Source organism: Anaeromicropila herbilytica (assembly GCF_016591975.1).
Lineage (GTDB): Bacteria > Bacillota > Clostridia > Lachnospirales > Lachnospiraceae > Anaeromicropila > Anaeromicropila herbilytica.
Map to the genome: position 1 here is coordinate 3,078,899 of NZ_AP024169.1, position 16,028 is coordinate 3,094,926.

The 16,028-nt window shown below is 33.6% G+C and carries 14 protein-coding genes; all 14 read right to left on the bottom strand.

From position 1 onward, the window contains the following. Positions 1-340 precede the first annotated feature (340 nt). Positions 341-988: a 4Fe-4S binding protein gene (locus bsdtb5_RS13345; protein WP_271712477.1), complete on the bottom strand. Its 648-nt coding sequence runs from the start codon at positions 986-988 to the stop codon at positions 341-343. Positions 989-1,187: 199 nt separating this feature from the next. Next, a complete protein-coding gene (locus bsdtb5_RS13350; RefSeq protein WP_271712478.1) occupies positions 1,188-1,463 on the bottom strand; it encodes a hypothetical protein in 276 nt (91 codons plus the stop codon). Between the two features lie 49 nt (positions 1,464-1,512). After that, entirely contained in the window at positions 1,513-1,740 is a 228-nt protein-coding gene (locus tag bsdtb5_RS13355; RefSeq protein ID WP_271712479.1) for a helix-turn-helix transcriptional regulator, read from the bottom strand. 149 nt (positions 1,741-1,889) lie between these two features. Beyond that, positions 1,890-3,821: an ABC transporter ATP-binding protein gene (locus bsdtb5_RS13360; RefSeq protein WP_271712480.1), complete on the bottom strand. Its 1,932-nt coding sequence runs from the start codon at positions 3,819-3,821 to the stop codon at positions 1,890-1,892. Next, a complete protein-coding gene (locus tag bsdtb5_RS13365) occupies positions 3,808-5,547 on the bottom strand; it encodes an ABC transporter ATP-binding protein (protein WP_271712481.1) in 1,740 nt (579 codons plus the stop codon). The genes bsdtb5_RS13360 and bsdtb5_RS13365 overlap by 14 nt, the downstream gene beginning before the upstream one ends. Positions 5,548-5,860: 313 nt before the next feature. After that, complete coding sequence (locus tag bsdtb5_RS13370; protein WP_271712482.1) at positions 5,861-6,298, bottom strand: MarR family winged helix-turn-helix transcriptional regulator; 438 nt, start codon at positions 6,296-6,298, stop codon at positions 5,861-5,863. Positions 6,299-6,674: 376 nt separating this feature from the next. After that, positions 6,675-7,442 carry a formate/nitrite transporter family protein gene (locus tag bsdtb5_RS13375; RefSeq protein WP_271712483.1) on the bottom strand — a complete coding sequence of 256 codons (768 nt, stop codon included), beginning with the start codon at positions 7,440-7,442 and terminating at the stop codon, positions 6,675-6,677. 327 nt (positions 7,443-7,769) lie between these two features. Next, the gene (asrC, locus tag bsdtb5_RS13380) at positions 7,770-8,735 is read right to left on the bottom strand and encodes a sulfite reductase subunit C (RefSeq protein WP_271712484.1); all 966 of its coding nucleotides are present in this window, start codon (positions 8,733-8,735) and stop codon (positions 7,770-7,772) included. 14 nt (positions 8,736-8,749) lie between these two features. Continuing rightward, on the bottom strand, positions 8,750-9,550 hold the full coding sequence (gene asrB, locus bsdtb5_RS13385) for an anaerobic sulfite reductase subunit AsrB (protein WP_334297410.1): 801 nt from the start codon (positions 9,548-9,550) through the stop codon (positions 8,750-8,752). After that, positions 9,540-10,559, bottom strand: coding sequence for an anaerobic sulfite reductase subunit AsrA (gene asrA, locus bsdtb5_RS13390; RefSeq protein ID WP_271712486.1), 1,020 nt, complete (start codon positions 10,557-10,559; stop codon positions 9,540-9,542). The genes asrB and asrA overlap by 11 nt, the downstream gene beginning before the upstream one ends. 94 nt (positions 10,560-10,653) lie before the next feature. Beyond that, positions 10,654-11,343, bottom strand: a complete 690-nt coding sequence (locus bsdtb5_RS13395; RefSeq protein ID WP_330611632.1) for a Crp/Fnr family transcriptional regulator — start codon at positions 11,341-11,343, stop codon at positions 10,654-10,656. 122 nt (positions 11,344-11,465) lie between these two features. Next, positions 11,466-11,903 (bottom strand): hypothetical protein, encoded by a 438-nt coding sequence (locus bsdtb5_RS13400; protein WP_271712487.1) that lies wholly within the window; start codon positions 11,901-11,903, stop codon positions 11,466-11,468. A 173-nt stretch (positions 11,904-12,076) separates the two neighbouring features. Further along, positions 12,077-13,645, bottom strand: a complete 1,569-nt coding sequence (locus bsdtb5_RS13405; protein ID WP_271712488.1) for an Ig-like domain-containing protein — start codon at positions 13,643-13,645, stop codon at positions 12,077-12,079. Positions 13,646-13,980: 335 nt separating this feature from the next. Then, positions 13,981-15,936 (bottom strand): cellulase family glycosylhydrolase, encoded by a 1,956-nt coding sequence (locus tag bsdtb5_RS13410; RefSeq protein ID WP_271712489.1) that lies wholly within the window; start codon positions 15,934-15,936, stop codon positions 13,981-13,983. Between the last annotated feature and the right edge of the window lie 92 nt (positions 15,937-16,028).

Here is a 16,028-nt window from a genome sequence, read left to right on the forward strand (position 1 = left end):
CTTCGCTCAGACAGATCTGTCCTAGCATATAACACGAATTGATCCGAGAACAAGATCTTCTAATACATATTCAAAGGCGCATTCGCTTTTTCTGTTTTGTGCAAATTGCCAGGCTAGATTTTGAAACAGGTCATTTGTCCTGCAACTCATAGAATTAAAAACGTTAAAATAAGAAAAAGTGATTCGCATACAATATGACACATGCGGATCACTTTTTTTCTTAGATAACTATAATTTGCAGTTATAAAGTCTATATTTCACTTAATAATCTGAATTACTACCGTATAGTAATTATCTTTATTAAAGTTTAATATTATTTACCATAACAGTCTTTATTAAGCTACTTTTGGTTTACGTCATATCCAATTGCTTTCTTTGGACATGCCACCACACATTTTCCACATTGAATACAATCAGGATGACTTAGAACATCCCCTTTATATTCATATGGAACAATTCCTAACGAACATTTCTTCTCACAGATTTTGCAAGATACGCATCCAGAAGATACTTGCAATACATTCTTATTCTTTCTAACTTTTGATATCAAGGAAGCTAAAGTTCCCATAGGACAGAAATGACACCAAGTTCTTTGGTTATAGAATAGTGACAATACAACGCCAATGATTGTTGTAATGACAATCATTCGATAGAACACCATTCCCATGCCATAGAAATCTCCCCAGTTCTTTTTCATTCCTAAGGTAAACATTGTCATCATAAGTGTTAATACAACCAATCGAAAAGGGTATGATTTTAACAATTTAGGTACATTCTTATGTTGACTGAACTTAGAGACTACATTATCATAAAAGCTACCTCTTGGACACAGGTTACCACACCAGAATCTCCCCTTAAATATTGATACTATAACTGGTGCAATCATACACAATATTGCCAGAAGTCCAATTCGTACATCAAATAGTCCTATTAGTATAAATGTGAAAAGCACGGTAAACGAATACTTTTTCCATAGTTTCATTAACATCTCTTTATTCCTCCAATTTTTCATTGTCTTCTGAGACTTGATTTCAAATGTCTCTTACTTACAAGAGTTAATTATACTATTTTTAAATTTTATTTCAGTGACGTTATCACATTGATTGTTCTATATCCGATAAAACTCCTTTTAATGACAGGCATGTGTTGAATAACATCTATCTCTCTACCAATTATTGGCTGTTTAATCACGTATTCTTCCATAAAAGGTTGTACTCCAAAAGAGTAGTTTTCGCTTTGCTTAATGCTCTGTATAAAATTATACCATGATGGTCCATTGACCAGCCAAACAGATATTTCCTTGCATTCTTTTCTGCACCACGACTAGTTGCTGTATAGGTTGCTACTGTAAACGGCTCTATGTATTCTTCCTCCATTTCAGATTCCTCTGACTTCGATTTTTCTTTAATTGGCATATAAAGATCAACTCCACCAAGGTGTTCAAAATTATCTTCAAACCCCAAGTGTTCTTCAAGCCACTGCGCATCTCCATAGAAATGGTCTTCGTCCTAACTATTCCATCACTTTCGACTGCTCTTCTTTCAAATCTTTGGAGGCTCTGCTTATTCTTCGATTAATTAGATATTCCTTTGCCTGATATCCCGTAATTGAGAAAAATATGCGATAAAAACTTGATGCCGAAATAAACGCTTCCTTTGCAATTGCTTCTACCTTAATATCATTCTCCAGATTATCTTCCATAAAATCAATTGACTTTTGAATTCTCTCATAATAATTCACTGCTATACCCTCAATCATCTTAAGATATGAATATTCTAACAGTTTTAATACAAAAACAATTTTATCATCTAAACTTTAATAATAGAGAAAGGCAGAGCCTCGCTCTGCCTTTCTCTATCTATCCTATTCAATTAACCTTATTTCTTCCCTTAATCCTGCTCAAGAGCCCCTGTATACAATTGATAATAGATTCCCTTCTTCTCAATTAACACATCGTGGTCTCCTCTTTCAATAATTCGACCTTGATCTAATACCATAATAACATCAGAGTTCTTAATCGTGGAAAGTCTATGTGCAATAACAAATACCGTTCTTCCTTCCATTAGATGATCCATACCTTCTTGAACAATCTTCTCTGTTCTAGTATCGATACTTGAAGTTGCCTCATCTAAGATAAGAACTGGTGGATCTGCTACTGCTGCTCTTGCGATTGCAAGTAACTGTCTTTGTCCTTGGGATAGATTACCGCCATCTCCAGTTAATACAGTGTTATAGCCTTCTGGTAAATGATCAATAAAATAATCCGCATTCGCTAATTTTGCTGCTGCTATTACCTCTTCATCAGTTGCATCTAATTTACCGTATCGGATATTCTCCATAACTGTACCAGTAAATAGATGTGTATCTTGAAGCACAATTCCTAAGGAACGTCTCAAGTCTGCTTTCTTAATCTTATTAATGTTAATTCCATCATAACGAATCTTACCATCTTGGATATCATAAAAACGATTAATTAGATTGGTAATTGTCGTTTTACCTGCACCTGTTGCTCCAACAAATGCAATCTTTTCACCAGGTTTTGCAAACATTTCAATATCATGTAGGATTATCTTTTCATCATTATATCCAAAGTCAACATGATCAAATACTACATCGCCTTCTAGTTTTTGATAAGTTACTGTGTTATCAGATTTATGATGATGCTTCCAAGCCCAGATATGTGTTCTTTCTTTTGACTCTACTAGTTCACCTTTTTCATCATATTTTGCATTCACTAACTCAACATATCCATCATCTACTTCTGGTTTTTCATCTAATAAAGTGAAGATACGGTCAGCCCCTGCAAGTGCCATAATTACTGAATTTAACTGCTGTGATACTTGAGATATTGGTTGGTTAAAAGAACGATTGAATTGTAGGAAAGATGCCAATCCACCAAGAGTAAATGCACCCACACCATAAATGGATAATAAAGAACCAATAATAGCAGTAATAACATAACTGATATTACCTAAGTTACCCATAACAGGCATTAGTATGTTGGCATACTTATTAGCATTGTTTGCACTATTAAAAAGCTCTTCATTTAAATTTTCAAATTGTTGAATACTATCATCTTCATGACAAAATACTTTAACTACCTTCTGCCCTTCCATCATTTCCTCAATATAACCATTCACTGCACCTAGATTTTTCTGTTGGTTCATAAAATAAGTACCACTCTTAGCTGCAATCTTCTTTGTAACAAATAGCATAATACCAACCATAAATAATGTAACAAAGGTTAATGGTATATTTAAAATGATCATCGACACTAGTACGCTGACAATCGTGATAACACTAGATACAAGCTGTGGAATACTTTGACTAATCATCTGTCTTAATGTATCTGTATCATTGGTATAGACACTCATGATATCACCATGCGCATGTGTATCAAAATACTTGATTGGAAGTGTTTCCATATGTTCAAAGATATCATTACGTATTCTTCTTAAGGTTCCTTGTGATACTTCAACCATAATTCTACTGTAGCCCCAAGTTGATAGCACTCCAATACCATAAACTACTGCCATTGAGGTTAATGCTTTAGCTAATGGTGTAAAGCTTGGATGTTCTTGTTTCATAAATGGAACGATGTATTCATCAATTAAATTCTTCATAAACATCGTACCAATTACATTGGTCAAGGAACTAATGATAATAAATATTAATACAAAAAAGCAAGCTAATTTATAATTTTTAAGGATATATGCTGATAATCTTTTGAAAATAGCACCTGGATTCTTCACTTTCGGCTTCATTCCTGGTTGAATTCTACCCTTCATTCCTCTAGCCTGACTCACATTATTCTTCGCCATTCTTATCAGCTCCTTTCGTTTGTGATTCGAATACATCTTTGTAAATGTAACTTCGTTCTAATAATTCTTCATGTGTTCCTATGGATTCCATACGTCCTTCATTCAACACAATAATGCGATCAGCATCTTGAATAGAGGATATTCTTTGTGCAATAATAATCTTCGTTGTATCTGGAATCTCTTCTTTGAAGGCTTTACGGATTAGTGAATCTGTTTTAGTATCTACTGCACTTGTAGAATCATCAAGAATAAGAATCTTTGGTTTCTTTAATAAGGCTCTGGCGATACAAAGTCTTTGCTTTTGCCCACCTGAGACATTATTTCCGCCTTGTTCAATATAGGTATCATATTGATCTGGAAACTTCTGAATAAATTCATCCGCTTGCGCTAATTCACATGCACGCTTCATTTCCTCGTCCGTTGCCTCTTTATTTCCCCATCTTAGATTATCTTTAATTGTTCCAGAGAATAACACGTTCTTTTGAAGTACCATGGCAACTTCATCACGTAGAGATTCGATATCATATTGTTTTACATTTTGTCCACCTACGATTACTTCACCAGTTGACGTATCATATAATCTAGGAATCAATTGTACTAGAGAGGACTTCGCACTACCAGTACCCCCTAATATTCCGATTGTCTCCCCTGACTTTATAGAGAAATCAATATCTCTTAATACATAATTTGTATTTTCTTTTTTATATGAGAAGTTTACTTTCTTAAATTCAATAGAGCCATCACGGATCGTCTTAATTGGAGCATCTCCGTTTGTTAAATCTGATTTTTCATTAATAACCTCTGCAATACGTTCTGCAGATGCCTTGGACATTGTAATCATAACAAATGCCATTGAAATCATCATAAGACTGATTAATATATTTATTATGTAAGTAAATAAACTCATTAACTGACCAGTTTTTAATTCTCCACCAACAACCATCTTCGCTCCAAGCCATGAGATTAATAGAATACAAGTATTCATAGCAAAAATCATAGATGGCATATTTAAAGTAAGGATTTTCTCTGCTTTTACGAATAAATTATAAACATTTTCACTTGCTTTGTGAAACTTACTTACTTCATAGTCTTCTCTAACATATGCTTTCACTACACGAACTGCATTTACATTTTCCTGTACACTTGCATTCAAATCATCATATTTTTGAAACACGTGAAGAAAGATTGGATGCGCATTTTTAATAATAAAAAATAATGCTACGGACAAGAATACAATTGCTCCAAGATAAACAAGAGATAACTTTGCACTGATACTAAATGACATCACCATTGCACAGATAAGCATAAATGGTGCTCTAGCACACAAACGAAGTATCATCTGATAAGCATTCTGTACATTCGTGATATCGGTTGTTAATCTTGTAACCAACCCTGCTGTTGAGTATTTATCAAGATTGGAAAAGGAATAGTTTTGGATATTTCGAAACATTGCTTTTCTTAGATTCTTGGCAAATCCAGTACTCGCTGATGCTGCATACTTACCTGCAGTTGCACCAAAAGTTAAAGAAAGCATTGCCACTGCTAGCATACACACACCCATTAAAACAACATGTGATATGCTTCCTTTTTCAACACCGTCATCAATAATAGACGCCATCATTACTGGTATAATAACCTCCATGATTACTTCTAATACCATAAAGATGGGTGTTAATATGGAATCTTTTTTATATTCTTTTATTTCAGCTAAAAGTGTTTTTAACATAGTTGCCTCCTTACATTTTACTGTAGTTTTTTTCTTTACTTTTTACCGCTTTATTTTTTTGCTGTTTCCTTTTTTGAATCTTCCCATTCACATTTCCCCCTCATATAAAGATCCTCCTTATCCTTTGTTAATTATATAGAAAGAATACTATTATTAATAAGTACTATCATCCATAAACATATATTATGCTCAAACGATTTTGTAAGCACACTAATAATAAGCTTCCTAACTGTAAGTTACCTAACATTATAGATAGCATAATACTATAATGTATTTACCAAATAATACGTATACCTCCACTATTTCATGGAATTCATTCTACTGTTTTTCTAATCTTACCTAATATACCAAATAAGATCTCTACTTCCTCTTTTGTTAACTCACTTTCTAACCTATTATCAAATTCTTCAATCTGAGAATCGATTCGTTCATGCAATTCTCTTGCTTTTTGTGTTAAGACTAATTTTTTTAGTCTTGCATCATGATCTACTGGAACCCTCACAATATATTGCTTTTTCTCTAATAATTGCAAAATACCTGTAGCTGTTGAACGACGAATCTGAAATTTCTTTTCTAGATCACGTTGAAAAATATCTTGATGCTCCGTATTATCATACAAAAATGCGATAATCCATCCTTGCATCCCAGTAATCTCATGATCTGAGTTAACTGCGACAATTTCATCTATCTTTCTCTTGATTAAATTCGATACTGTCTTGATTTCAAAACCTATGGTTCTCTTTTTCTTCATAGGATAGCCTCCTTGCTATGATATACTCAAATACATGTTATACTGTGATAATAATGTGGAATCCAATTGTTAGGCAACTAACATTATACTAGAATTAATTATTTTGTCAACCGGCTATCTTGTATTTTATAATATGCAATTTGTTAACATGATTCGTCTGGCAAATGACCTGTTCAAAATCTAGTCTGGCAATTTGTACAAAACAGAAAAACTTATACATATTCAATGAAGTATGAGTTTTTCTGTTTTGTACAAATTGCCTAGACTATCCCCCAATACAGGTCATTTGTCAGGCGAATCATAACATAAAATAAAAGGCAAGAGGAATTATAGATATCCTACTTACCTTTTATATAAAAAGAAGAAAACTAAAAATTTATTTCAATTTATTCTTTGAAATAACAAAGTATGGAACCGCTACAAATAAGATTCCTCCAACCATATTTCCTAATGTTACATAGATTAGGTTGTGAGCATATCCACTTAAGCTAATTGCTGCATCACTTGAAGTTAATAATCCAATTGTTAACAAAGTCATATTTGCTACACTATGTTCGAATCCTGTTGTGATAAATGCAAATAAGCACCAGAAAATCATGATTAACTTACCACTTTCTGATTTACTTCTAAAACCAGACCAGATAGCTAAACATACTAAAATATTACATAAGATACCACGTATGAACAGCTCCCCTGCGCCTAAGCCCATTTTAGCTGCTGTTGCTGTCTCAATAAAATCCTTCACTGGTCCTGCTGCTAAGCCAGCTTTCCAGAATAACACTGCAAGTAGAATAGACCCTACTAGATTACCGATAAAGCATACCACCCATAACTTTATCGTTTGACCAAGAGATACTTTTTTATCTAATACTCCTAGTGTCATTACCATATTATTACCTGTAAATAGCTCAGCTCCAGCAATGACAACCAAGCTTAACGCGATTCCAAAGGAAGCTCCCATTACTACTTTCACATATGGTTGTCCATTTAACATACCGCCAATTGTAAAAATTAATAAGATTCCAAATCCTACATACATACCAGCGAGCATTGAAGCAAGAAAATAACCAACCGGATTATTCTTTAATAAATTATTTTTGCCTTCTGCTGCCTTTACTGCCATATCCATTTCTTCACGAAACATATGATATACCTCTCTCATTTTGTATTTAGGTAGTTATGAATTGAACACTAGATGATAAATATCAACAAACTCCATCCCACCTATATTTATTAATTTACTATTGTAAATTAATGATTTATCCCATCTGTTCTTATTTTACTTTCAGCACTATTAGGAAATATATTACTGAATGAAAATCTAGTACAAATTCATAATTTAGTGAAGTGATTTCACTTGCTTGCAAAGGTGAAATCACAAACGTTGAGAGTGAAAGCGTTTTTCTTTCACACTTATACTGTATCATCCACTAAGTAGATTAAAATAAGACATAAATACTCTAATCAAATATTATAAATAAGATATTCCCTTCCAATACATTGTTTTACTAACCTCTGCAACCTCTGATAGGGTGACATCTTTTAACGCCCATTTTTTGTATTCTTCAAAGCCTGTACGGTCTACGATGTAACCGATATGTTCTTTTCTTAATGGTGCATCTTTATCAATATATTCTTCCACATAAGCATAAGTATTTACAATAATCTTAGTAATGCTCTCTTCATCTACCCACTTAATAAAATCTTCTGCTAATCTAGGATTCTTCTTTCCTGTTCTACCAAGTAATGTTAAACGATAATACTTTTCATTACTTCTTGTCCATGCACGTGTTGGACATTGAATCGCGCACTCTCCACATCCAATACATTTTTCATGATTACGTACTACCTTACCATTTACCATTGTTAATGCGCCTACCGATTTTTTCTTACATGCTTTCACGCATGCCATACAGCTTACACAACGGTCTTTATTATATTGTGGCAACGTCATTCCTAGAATACCAAAGTCATGCATACGAACTTTCGCGCAATCATTTGGACAACCAGTTAATGCAATCTTAAAGTGTAAATCATGTGGAAATACTGCTTTTTCAATTCTTGCTGCAAAGCCAGAAGTATCATAACAACCATATGGACAGACTCTATTTCCTACACAAGCAACAATATTTCTTGTTCCCGATGCAGAATAGCCTTCATTTTTATCTGGCTGATTGATTTCTAACCCTTCAATAATTGGTTGCAATAAGAGATTTACTTGAGGCATATCCTCATATTTAATACCTGGAATCTCAAAACCTTGACGAACCGTAATATGTACGGTACCATTTCCATACTTTTCAGCAATCTCTTGTAGCGTTGATAAGTATTTTGCATCCATATGTCCACCTGGAACACGAACTCTTGAAGCAGTTAATCCTCGTTCTTTGGTTACACGGAATGCATTTTTCTTTAACTTTTTCGTATTAATATCCATTTAGATCCTCCTTTCTAGTCAAGTAATTGACTTCCCTTTGTGTAATTAAATACTGGACCATCTAGACATACGTAAGTATCATCAATTTTGCAATGACCACATTTACCAATTCCACAACACATCTTTCTCTCATGTGAGATCCAGATATCTTCTTCTTTCAAGCCTTCGTTTAATAAACCGCTAACAGAGAAACGCATCATGACAGGAGGTCCTACTACGATTGCAGCTACGTTCGAATAATCTGTTATCGTAACATCCTTAATATAATTCGTTACAAGACCTTCTCTATAAGAGGAATCACCTTCATTTGTATCGAGCGTCATAATAACGTCCATATTTTGTTCCCATTTTTTAAAGTCTTCTGCAAATAAGATATGTTGTGGAGATTTAAATCCAGCGATCAGCGTTAGGTTTTTTATTTCTTCTCTATGATTACTAAAGTATTCAATCACACCTCTTACTGGAGATACCCCAGTACCACCTGCAATAATCACAACTTCTTTATCCTTATATAGATTTACATCAAAACCATTACCATAAGGTCCTCTTAAGAAGAGCTTGTCACCTACGTAATGTTCAAAGATCTCATTTGTTACTTTTCCAACACGACGGATCGTCAATTCTACGTATCCCTTACCAATTCCACTTACTGATATTGGTGCTTCCCCATACTTTGGAATCGATACTTCAAAGAATTGTCCTGGTTTTACTTCTGTCTCATTCGTGTAAGACATTCGAAAGGTATATTCTATATCTGTGTGCTTTTTTACATCTAATATTTCTGATACAAATGGCATATATTCGTTATTCATGATTTGTAATCTCCTCCATTGCACCTTCTAATTTATTTACGCAGTTTGAGAATGAAATATATTCTGGACACACATCATCACATCGGCCACAACCGACACACATATGATATCCATTTCTCTTCTTGTAATCATATACTTTATGCAACACTTTAAATCTCATTCTTTCACCATTGGTTTTACGGTAAGATCCACCACCAGCTACTTCTGTATAACCATCTACCATACAGGACGCATGTACTCTTCTTCTTTCTCCTACTTTCCCATTATCCGTATAGAAAACATCTTGCATTGTAAAACAAGTACAAGTTGGACAGACAAAATTACAACGTCCACAATTAATACAACGGCTACTATATTCATCCCACATTTTTGATTTGATAACATCAATTGAAAGATTCTCAGGAATTGATACTGTTATATCATTTGTTTGTACAAAATGTATTGTAACCGCTTCCTTCTGTTCATCTGACATCTCAAACAAAGCATTAATTTCATCATCTTTGCAATCAACGTAATATAATCCGTCTCTCTCTTCTATTGCAATATCGTAGTTTTCTGGTATATTACTTCCCATGCTTACGCAAAAACAGTTTTCGAAAGAGTTCTCACAACCCATTACTACAAACTTCACATTATCGCGCAATCTTTTGTAGTAATAATCTTCAAATCCATTCTTTAAATACATTTCATCCAAACGTTTTACTGCATGTAAATCACAACTTCTTAGAAATATAATTGCACCTTTCTTACGTTCTACCTCTGCTTCCTTCACTTCATTTTCTGTATAATAAAATAAAGTTTGAGAAATTGGAAGTAGCACTTCTTTAAAGGAATAGTTTGATTTTTTATGAAACTCAACATCCATAATCTGTTGAATTCTTTCATAGCGGACAACATCCGTATCAGAATACATTCCTTCTCCAACTTTATTCTGTGGAGCGTAGATTATATAATCCTTTTGTAATTCATTTAAGATAACTTGCATCCTATCTTGATTTAGAATATATCCCATACCACACCTCTTTCTGTATTTAGGTAGTTTTGCAATTACCTAGTTCTATATTGTTAAATTTATCACAGATTACAAAAAAACACCGTGAGTTATCTCACGATGTTTTAAAAAAATCACTTAATTTTTGTTGGTCCGGTATTATGAATTGATTTCTATTAATGACAATAAGTTGTAATTCTGCTAATTTTTTGGCTTGTCTAGAGACTGTTTCTCTTTTTGAACCAAGCATCTCGGCAAGATAAGTTATTGTTAAATTCATATCAATTCTTATCCCATTCTCTTCCTTTACACCATAGTCCTTTGCCAGTTTATACAGTTTTGCTGCCAAACGTTTCTCACCCGTCAAATCATTCGTCGTATTTTTAAGTTGCCGATACATTCTTCGAATCTTTAAAGCCATGGAATCAATAACACCTTTCATCAGCACGTTATCCTTTTCCATTAAATTTAAGAACTTCGTTTTTGGCACAGCCAAGATAAGGGAATCCTCTAATAACTCACAGTTAATGGAAGCTGGAAGGTTCTGAAGCATTACTTCATTCAACATGCTCCCTGGGCCATATACAAATACAACTTTTTTCTCTCCAAAACTATTTAATTTATAAAGGGACGCTCTCCCCGATATTAGAATGTAAATACTTTTTACATCCTCTTTATCATGGAATAGGTGCTCACCCCTTTTCAATTTAATTAATAACGCTATCGATTCTAGCTCCGTTTGACTTGCCTGCGATATATTTTTTAGTACATCTGCTGTCTGAAATGCCGTTTTTAAGGAAATCAATTTTCTTATTCCTCTCTTTTTCTTTATTTGTAATATTGACTATAATACTAAAGTGAAACGTACCTTAGTTGCTATGATACTTGTATAAATATCTAATATCATAAATAATGAAAAAATGCAAATTACTTTTTCTTATTCTTCATATCCGTATTTCTCTTCATTCTTTGATAAAACACCATACTTAGAACAAAGATTACTAAAATTAATATAGGTAAAAATTTTTCTCTAGAGTAATCTCTTTTTTCTCTCTTGCTGGTTACATTATCTTTCTTCTGTTTATCAGCTGTATTCTGACCTATACTATTTTTATTATAAGGATTCACTGATGCTTTCTGTACTTTTTCTGAATTAGATTTTAGATCAGAGTCTTTTGTCGGTTGTGATGAAGAAATAGGGGTTGGAGAATATTTTAATACCTGATTTGGGGTTTTACTAGGCATAACCATCGGAGAGTATGAAGGGCTTACCTTTGGGACTGGTGGTGGTGTTTCGGCTATTGTAGAGCTTACTTCTGGCTCTTCGGTCTTTACTGGAGTTGGTGTTGGTGTTGGCACTATCATTGGAGTTGGCGCTACTGTTGGGGTTGGCGCTACTGTCGGAGTTGCCGCTACTGTCGGAGTTGCCGCTACTGTCGGAGTTGCCGCTACTGTCGGAGTTGCCGCTACTGTCGGAGTTGCCGCTACTGTCGGAGTTGCCGCTACTGTCGGAGTTGGTGCTACTGTTGGAGTTGGCGCTACTGTGGAGTTGGCGCTACTGTTGGAGTTGGCGCTACTGTTGGGGTTGGTAGAATAACTGGCTTAGGGTTTACGGTAATATATACAACTGATATAGCGCTTTTCCCCTTATCATCCTCAACTATAATAGTAAATTGGTCGCTACCTGAGAATCCATTTTTCGGCGTATATAACCATAAACCATCGGTATTTACTGAAACGGTGCCATCTACACAATCTATCGACATACTATAATTAAGAGGATCATGATCAGCATCCGTTCCTTCTACTTTTCCATTCAATGAAGTTTCATATTCTGTGGTTAGATGATAGTCTCCAATAGTAGGTGGATGATTAGAAGACTCTGATTCAAAGATCCAAGTCATCTTATCATTAATACCTAGAAAGCTGATTCCCGCACCGTTTTGAAAGCACTTACTATCAATTTTTATGTAATATTTTGTTAGATACTCAAGATTTACAGTTGGAGTTATCGATACGTTGTTACCAGTCAATTGCACCTGATTACTTCTTACATCAATAGTCTCTACAATACTATCATCTTCCTTATATAAGGTTATATTTCCTTTCCCTTTATATACTTTTTTATCAAAACTAATACTCAAAGTAGAATCAATAGGCACATCCAATTGATTATTACTCGGAGACATACTAGATATATATGGTTCTGTTGTATCACGAAATGGACTTTCCCAACTCAACTGTGGAAAACTATTATTCTCATCTATTTTCCAATCAGAAATAAAATTAAATCCAACAAAAGATAACTGCATTTTCATATTTATCGTGTTAAGTGGAGTTCCTTTCCCTATATCAGATTGCATCGCAACTTCTTGATTATAATAGCAGTTCTTAATATAACTGTAATCATTCGAATTACCAACGATTCCTCCTGTTAAGAAGTTACCAACTACGCTTACAACACTGTAGCTATTTTGGACAATTCCTCCGAAGTTCTGGCCAACCATCCCTCCAACATTACTATTTCCAACAACCGTACCAGTACTATAACAATTATTTACTAATGTTGTATTTACACCTACTAGATTACCAACTTGATTATTTCCCTCTACGTATCCTATACTATAACAATTCTCAATATTATTAGTACCATAATACTGCCCTACTAGGATACCAACATAGTCGTGTCCAATCACACTGGCACCTTCAATACCAATGTTTTTTAGTCCTCCTTGTCCAGGATTACCAACGTATCCAAAAAGCCCAACTGCATCAGAGGTCGGATAATTACAAGTTAAATTCTTAATCTTGAATCCACCTCCATCATAATTGCCTCTAAACTGATTACCTAACTGACCAATTGGTTGCCAATTTGAATACATGGATAAATCAATATCATTCATTTGTATAAAATAACTGTCCATATGATACCTTACCTCATCAAGTTCTTCTGGCGTTGATATCCGATACGGGTCTGATTGTGTTCCACTACCAAATAGTGTCACTGCATGAACTGCTTCAAACCTTAATAACATTGCGATCTGCAATAACAATAAAACAACAACTATTACCTTACTTATTCTATTAATAAAAGTTCTTTGAAACATTTATTACTTCCCCCTTTGTGTGCAATTCTCAAACCCTCTTAAAATTCGCTCTATATTCAGTAAATTTTTTTTACTATTGACAGTAATTTATTAATATAATTCTGTGTAACATTTATAACTCAAACAACAAATTATTTTCTAGGTAAAATGGAATCAAATGTTACTAATAGTAATTTAATTATCTACTAGAATAAATTACTTGTCAAGACTTACAATAATAGAAAAAATGTATTGTAAATGCATTAACACTCCTAGAAAGATTATCAAAAAAAGCTGTAGTAAAGAACCCTCTTGTTCTTTACTACAGCTTAATAAATAAATTCATGTTTTATATATTATTTCACATTCACTACAACTTGATTACTATAAGTATTTCCATCTTGAATAACAGTGATTGTAACTATAGCCTTACCAGCTTTCACACCTTTTACAGTACCTGTAGAATCTACAGTTACAACTGATTTCTTATTTGTTGTGTATGTTACTTTTGCATCTTTTGCAACATAGTTCATAGCAATCTTAGCTGTTTTACCTTTTTGCACAGTAATAGCACTAGATTTTACAGTTGGTACACTTATACAAGTAACAGTAGTTCCATCTTTTTTAATGTTATAATTCATTACTCTTCCGTTTTGGAAATGTAATTTTAATTTAATAACTCCATCTTTTGTTTCAGCAAAGAACTTATCTTTCATTGTAACTTTATTTGCTTTGTAATCTACAGAGAATGCATAATCATATTCTTTATAAGTTGTCCAGCTCTGTGGACCTGCACCAGTACCATCTTCATAAGCGGCTTCTACTGTTGATAATACATTACCGTTAAATTCAACTGGAATGTCATATCCAGCAGTTGTTCCTGTATTACTCTTTAATACAGGTTTTTTCACATGGTTAATATATAATGTCCAATCAGCACCAGCTGAGAATTTCAATGTTAATGTTGCATTCACACCATATGATTTATTAATAATTGTTTTAATATAATCACCACTTATCACAAGTGAATTACCATCTACCTTATAATCTTTTCCTAGTGTTAACTTCTTATTGCCATTGTAGATAGCTTTTAATGTATTTCCGTTTAATGTTAACTTTGTTTCAACATCATTTAATTTTTCGTCAGTCGTAATAAATACACGATCTGATTCTGTATAAGGACTTCTTCCGGTCCAAGAAGCTTTAATTATATTATATAAGGATTCGTCACTCCATTTATAAGAAGTACGTCCCATATGTTGACCATTATCCCATAACATCATTGTGATACCTTTTTCATTAGCATAACTAGTGATATTTTCAATATATTTTAACATCTCACCATGTTCGATTGCACCAAGTGATTTATCAAATGCTAATACTCCATATTCTCCACAGATTACACCGATGCCATTTGCTACAAAATGATTGTACATACGGTCAAACGAGCCTTTCATTTCTGATACTACTTGATCTGTCATTGTAGTTGTACCAGCAACATTTGTACTAAATGGCCAGAAACCGTAATAATGGAAAGTAGCTATGATATTTTTATCATTTAATGTTTGAATGGTATTATATAATGAACTGCATTTTGAATCTGAATCATTCGTATTAAGTGTAGGTAATATTAACATACGATTCTCATTATTAGCACCGGAATTACGAACAATTTTATAGAATTCATTATTTACAGTATCAAGAATCTTTAGTTGAGCTTCTTCACCTTCTGCTGTAAATTGTGGCTCATTTAAAGATTCAAAGCATACTTTATCTGAATAATCTTTAAAATAATCTGCTAATTGTGTCCATATTGCTTTATATTTTTTTAATGCAGTTCCATCGTCTGAGCCAATCTTATTTGCCCATGACCATGAATCATGATGAACGTTAACCATTACATATAAACCTTCATCTAATGCCCAATTGACTACTTCTGCATAACGAGCTAAGAATTTTGAATCAATTTTATAATCTGGTCCATCCCCAGTTCTCATTACAGCTGTAAATGGAATACGAATACTCTTAAATCCTTGAGCTTTAATCGTTTTGATTAGTTCTTTTGTTACTACTGGATTACCCCAAGAAGTTTCTCCTTTGTCTCCATTCGTATCAAATCCATCAAAAGTATTACCTAAGTTCCAACCTGGCTCCATAGCCTTAGCATATTTTTCAGATGCTGTTGCTTCTTTCTTTGTGTTTGTAGTGTTTGTTGCTTCTGCATTTACTTTTGGCACTTTGTTCATAAGACCTGTTGTCATTACAACGGCACAAGCCATCAGTACTGCAAGTACTTTTTTTGATTTTTTCATTGTGTCTCTCCTTTTGTCTTTTTATATGTCAATGATATAACATATCATATTAATAATTTAGTGACTAAACTAATTACCCCATTTTTTTGTGA